The organism is Nocardioides sp. P5_C9_2 (assembly GCF_054049555.1).
Genome location: NZ_JBFUMD010000262.1, coordinates 1 through 5,436, shown reverse-complemented (window position 1 = coordinate 5,436; position 5,436 = coordinate 1). Strand labels below are relative to the sequence as shown.

The window sequence follows — 5,436 nt, the reverse complement described above, 5'->3', positions numbered from 1 at the left end:
CCCGGAGGGTGCCAAACGTCACGGACTACCCCACGAAGGGGGCTCAGACCAGGTCGACGGCGCGGACCGACACCGCGTCGATCGCCGAGCCGATCTCGGCCAGCGTCTCGGCGGGGATCGCGGTGTCCACGGACAGCGCGACCAGGGCCTCGCCACCCTTGTCGGTGCGCGAGACCTGCATCCCGGCGATGTTGACCGACGCGTCGCCGAGGATGCGACCGACGGTGCCGATCATCCCCGGCCGGTCGGCGTAGGTGAAGAACGCCAGGTGGTCGGTCGGCTCGATGTCGATGTCGAAGCCGTTGACCTCGACGAACCGCTCCCTCTGGTTGATCCCCACCAGCGTGCCGCTCGCGGAGATCTGCGACCCGTCGGCCAGCGTGCCGCGGATGGTGATGAGGTTGCGGTGGTCGGGACTCTCGGCCTCGGTCACCAGGCGTACGGCGGTGCCGCGCTCGGCCGCCAGCAGCGGCGCGTTCACGTAGGACACCTGGTCCTCGACGATGTCGGAGAAGACGCCCTTGAGGGCGGCGAGCTCGAGCACCTTGACGTCGAACTCGGTGATCTCGCCGCGGACCTCGACGTCGATCTGCTGGGCCACCTCGCCGGCCAGGGCGGTGAAGACGCGGCCGAGCTTCTCGGTGAGCGGGATGCCCGGACGCACGTCCTCGGCGATGACGCCGCCCTGGACGTTGACCGCGTCGGGGACGAGCTCGCCGGAGAGGGCGAGGCGTACCGACCTCGCGACGGCGATGCCCGCCTTCTCCTGGGCCTCGTCGGTCGAGGCACCGAGGTGCGGCGTGGCGACGACGTTCTCCAGCTCGAAGAGCGGGCTGTCGGTGCACGGCTCCTTGGCGAAGACGTCGAGCCCGGCGGCGGCGATCTGACCGGTCTTCAGCGCGTCGTACAGCGCGGCCTCGTCGACGATGCCACCGCGGGCGGCGTTGACGAGCACGAGGGAGCCCTTGGCCCTGGCGAGCTGCTCGGCGCCGATGAGTCCCACGGTCTCGGGCGTCTTGGGCAGGTGGACGCTCATGAAGTCGGCCTCGGCGAGCAGCGTGTCGAGGTCGACGAGCCGCACGCCCATCTGGGCGGCGCGACCGGCCTGGACGTAGGGGTCGTAGGCGATGACCTTCATGCCGAAGGCGGACAGGCGCTGCGCCACGAGGACGCCGATACGGCCGAGGCCGACGATGCCGACGGTCTTCTCGTAGAGCTCGATGCCGGTGTACTTCGAGCGCTTCCACTCGCCGTTCTTCAACGCCGCGTGGGCGGGGCTGACGTGACGGGCGGCGGCGAGCATCAGCGCGACGGCGAGCTCGGCGGCCGAGACGATGTTGGACGTCGGGGCGTTGACCACCATGACGCCGGCCTGGGTGGAGGCCTTGACGTCGACGTTGTCGAGACCGACCCCGGCGCGGGCGACGACCTTGAGGTTGGTCGCGGCGGCGAGCGCCTCGGCGTCGACCTTGGTCGCGGAGCGCACCAGGATGGCGTCGACGTCGGCGATCGCCGGGATGAGCTCGGCGCGGTCGGCGCCGTTGCAGTGGCGGATCTCGAAGTCCGGGCCGAGCGCCTCGACGGTGGCGGGGCTCAGCTCTTCGGCGATGAGTACGACGGGTCGTGAAGTCACAGCTGTGTTCCTCGTCGGATCGGGTGCGGTGAGGGCCTGCACGACGCTGTGCGCCTCCGACCCTAGCCCACGCCGGGTGAGCCTCGGACATCGTCTCGGAGGCGACCGGGCGTCCCGTCGCGCTACCGCGTGCGGTGCCGGTGGGCGGCGGCCTTCACGCGGTTCTGGCAGCGCGTGGAGCAGAAGCGACGACCTCCGTTGCGGGAGGTGTCGGTGAAGACGCGGTCGCACGGCCCGGCCTCACAGACGCCCAGCCGACCGCTCCGGTCGCTGCCCAGTGCGAGTGCGAGACCCGCCGCGAGCCCGGCCGCCCAGCCGCGGGCGACGCTCTGGTCGGGGCCGTGGAAGTGCAGGTCCCAGCCCGTCTCGGTGTGGGTGAGCCGCGGACGCACTCCGGTGCGCTCGAGGAGGTCGTTGACCAGCGCCGCGGCGGCGTCGAGGTCGCCCCGGTCGGTGGCGACGTACACCGCGCGCACGTCGGCGGCGACCTCGGCGAGCGCGGTGGCGGTCGCGGGCGAAACAGTCGGTCGGTAGTCCTCCCGGGAGATGGCGGCCCGGACCGCGTCCTGGAGCGCCCGCCCCGAGGGTGCCACGACCGCGTCCGTGCCGTCGTGGCCGGGCGTGGTCGCGTTGACGAGGGCGACGCCGGCCTCGAGGAGGGTCGTCACGTGACTGTCGAACAACATTTGACCAGTTACTCCTGTCGTCGTACGGTCGAGCCGTGATGACTGACGATAGCGCAGACACCAGTGACGTTTCGGCACCTGCCGGACTCCCCCGCGAGGTCCGGGCCCTCGTCGCGGCGCGAGCCGTCAACCGGCTCGGAGCCTCCGCGCTCCCCTTCACGGCGGCGATCCTGGTGGAGGGCTTCGGTACGTCGGTGACGACGGCGGGCCTGGTCGTGGCTTCGTTCGGCGTGGCCACCATCCCCTCGCGGCTGGCCGGCGGGCTGCTCGCCGACCGGTGGGGACGCAGACCGACGATGGTGCTCGGCCTGGTGGGCTGCGCGGTCGCGCTGCTCGCCTTCGCGGCCTCCCCCACCCTGCTCGCCGCCGCGGCCTCGGTCACCCTGCTGGGCCTGTTCTTCGAGCTCTACGAGCCACCCAGCCAGGCGATCGTCGCCGACCTGTGCCCGCCGGAGCAGCGGCCCCATGCCTACTCGTTGCTGGGTACGGCCCTGGCGGTGGCGGGGGTCGCTGCCGGCCTGCTCGCGGCGGCGCTCGCGACGCTCGACCTGCGGTGGCTGCTGGTGGCCGACGCGCTGTCCTGCCTGGCCGCGGCCGTCGTGGTGGCCGTGGTGGTGCCACGGGGGCGCCCCGGTCCGATCCCGGACGAGGGTCACGGCAGCCCCTGGCGGGATCGCCGGCTGCTGCTCATGTGGGTGGCGGGCACGAGCTTCGCCACCCTCTACCTGCAGGCCATGGTCGGCCTCCCCCTGACCCTGCTCGACCGAGGACTGCCGGCGGGGCGGATGGGGTGGCTGCTCGCCGTCTCCGCCCTCGTCATGGTCGCCGCTCAGCGCCTCACGCGGGACTGGTCGCCGAGCCCCTTCCGGGCGATGGCGGTGGGCTACGTCCTGCTGGCCGTCGGGATGGCGATCGCCGGCGGGGCGACCAGCACCGGTGGGTTCGTCGTCGCAGTGACGGTCTGGAGCGTCGGAGACCTGTTGCTGCTAGGCCACCCGTTCGCGGTGGTGGCCGGGCTCGCGCCGCCGGGCGGCAGCGCGCGCTACCTCGCGGCGTACGGCACGTGCTGGGGCGTCGCCTCGGTGGTCGCCCCGCTGCTGGGGACCCGGCTGCTGGCCGTGGACCCGGCCTGGCTGTGGGGCTCCTCGGCCGCCCTCGCGCTCGCCCTGGCCGCGGCCCAGCCGGCACTGGGACGCGCCACGGCGTCAGCCGTCGAGGCGCGCGACGGCGTCGGCGACCGGGGTGCCGCCCGAGACCAGGTCGGTCTGGACACCGATCCCAGCGCCTGAGTCGATGACCTCGGCGAGCACGGCGGCGACGTCGGCGCGCGGCACCTCGCCGCGGGCGACGTCCTCCCCCAGCTCCACGCGTCCGGTGGGCTCGTCGTCGGTGAGCCGCCCGGGACGGATGATGGTCCAGTCGAGCCCGCTGTCGCGCAGGGCCGCGTCGGCGTCGCGCTTGGCCTCGACGTACGCCGCCCAGACCGGCGCGGTGTCGTCGGGGAGCGGCTCGTCGACGTTGATCGCCGACACCTGGACGAAGCGGCTGATCCCGGCCGCCCTGGCTCCCGCGATGGACTTGAGCGACCCCTCGAGGTCGACGGTGCGCTTGCGCTCGATGTTGCCGTCGGGCCCTCCGCCGGCGGCGAAGACCACGGCGTGCGCACCCTCGAGGGCGGCGGCGAAGCCTGCCTCGTCGCTCTGCTCGATGTCGAGCAGGCGCACCTCGGCGCCGGCCGCCTCGAGGTCGGCACGGTAGGACTCCTTGCGCACCAGGGCGATGGGCGTGTGGCCCCGCTCCACGAGCAGGGGGTGCAGCAGTCGGGCGATCTGCCCGTTGCCTCCGACGACGGCGATACGACTCATGCGTCCACGGTGCCAGAGCGGTCAAGGCCACCGGCCGGGCGGGACTCCTGCCGGGCGACGGTGCCGCGGCGGGCGACGTAGGTGACGGCGAAGCCCAGGACCAGCGCGAGCAGCACCCCGAGGTTGGCGTAGGGCCAGTTGCCCGCCCAGTAGCCGTCGGCCTCCATCCAGGTGCCGAGACCGAGCGGCTCGAGGAGGTAGCCCTGCCAGTTGTTCCAGGAGGCGGAGGTCGCGAAGTTGTTGACGACGAGACCCCAGCCGAGCCCCGACGCCACGACCATGGTGCCCAGGGAGACCCAGTCGAACGCGCCGTACCTCCCCGAGGCGTCGAAGAGCGCCGCGTCGTCGTAGTCGCGCTTGCGCAGCGCGATGTCGGCGATCATGATCCCCGCCCAGGCGGCGAGGGGCACGCCGAGGGTGATGAGGAAGCTCTGGAACGGCTCGATGAAGCTGGTGGCGACGAAGACGACGTAGATCGTGCCCAGGGTGAGGATGACGCCGTCGACCAGGGCCGCGGCCGGGCGCGGGATCCGCACGCCGAGGCTGAGCAGGGTCAAACCGCTGGAGTAGATGCCCAGCACCGCGCCGCTGACCAGGGACAGGATCGCGGCGAGCAGGAACGGCACGAGGAACCATGTCGGCAGCAGGGTGCCGAGAGTGCCGATCGGGTCGGCGACGATGCCCGCGGACAGCTCCTCCGACGAGCCGGCGAGCAGCAGCCCGAACAGCACGAGCAGCACGGGGGCGACGGCGCCGCCGAGGGTGTTCCAGCCGACGATGGCCGCTCCCCTGGCGTCGCGGCGCTGGTAGCGCGACCAGTCGGCGGCGATGTTGATCCAGCCCAGGCCGAAGCCGGTCATCACCAGGACCAGGGCGCCCACCATCTGCTGGGTGCTGCCGCTGGGCAGGTCGCTGACGGCCGACCAGTCGATCTCGTCGAGGGTGAGGGCGACGTAGGCGATGGTCGCGATGCCGGTGATCCAGGTCAGGATCGACTGCATCCGCATGATGATGTGGTAGCCGGCGACGCTGGCCGAGACGATCATCAGGGCGACGACGACGGTGGCCACCACCTTTGTGGTCGTGCCGCCGGACCAGCCGAGCTGGTCGAAGATCGTGGCGGTGGCCAGCACCGCGAGGATGGCCAGGAACGTCTCCCAGCCGATGGAGACCAGCCACGAGACGACACCGGGCACCTTCTGCCCCTCGACGCCGAACGCCGCCCGGCTCAGGACCATCGTCGGCGCCGAGC

At 72.4% G+C, this 5,436-nt stretch carries 5 protein-coding genes; 1 reads left to right on the top strand and 4 read right to left on the bottom strand.

Annotation, left to right across the window (positions count from 1 at the left end):
* Positions 1–43: 43 nt before the first annotated feature.
* A complete protein-coding gene (serA, locus tag ACXJKL_RS13420; protein WP_457207544.1) occupies positions 44–1,633 on the bottom strand; it encodes a phosphoglycerate dehydrogenase in 1,590 nt (529 codons plus the stop codon).
* Between the two features lie 122 nt (positions 1,634–1,755).
* Positions 1,756–2,301, bottom strand: a complete 546-nt coding sequence (locus tag ACXJKL_RS13415; protein WP_457207543.1) for a CGNR zinc finger domain-containing protein — start codon at positions 2,299–2,301, stop codon at positions 1,756–1,758.
* Between the two features lie 56 nt (positions 2,302–2,357).
* Between ACXJKL_RS13415 and ACXJKL_RS13410 the strand changes: the two genes are divergently transcribed.
* Positions 2,358–3,608, top strand: coding sequence for an MFS transporter (locus tag ACXJKL_RS13410; RefSeq protein ID WP_457207545.1), 1,251 nt, complete (start codon positions 2,358–2,360; stop codon positions 3,606–3,608).
* On the opposite strand, the gene ACXJKL_RS13405 is transcribed toward ACXJKL_RS13410, so the two are convergent.
* Together ACXJKL_RS13405 and ACXJKL_RS13400 are read right to left on the bottom strand one after the other, a co-directional pair.
* On the bottom strand, positions 3,525–4,184 hold the full coding sequence (locus ACXJKL_RS13405; RefSeq protein ID WP_457207542.1) for an SDR family oxidoreductase: 660 nt from the start codon (positions 4,182–4,184) through the stop codon (positions 3,525–3,527). The genes ACXJKL_RS13410 and ACXJKL_RS13405 overlap by 84 nt on opposite strands.
* Positions 4,181–5,436, bottom strand: a 1,256-nt coding sequence (locus tag ACXJKL_RS13400) for a purine-cytosine permease family protein (RefSeq protein ID WP_457207541.1), incomplete at its 5' end; no start/stop codon positions are given. The genes ACXJKL_RS13400 and ACXJKL_RS13405, both read right to left, overlap by 4 nt.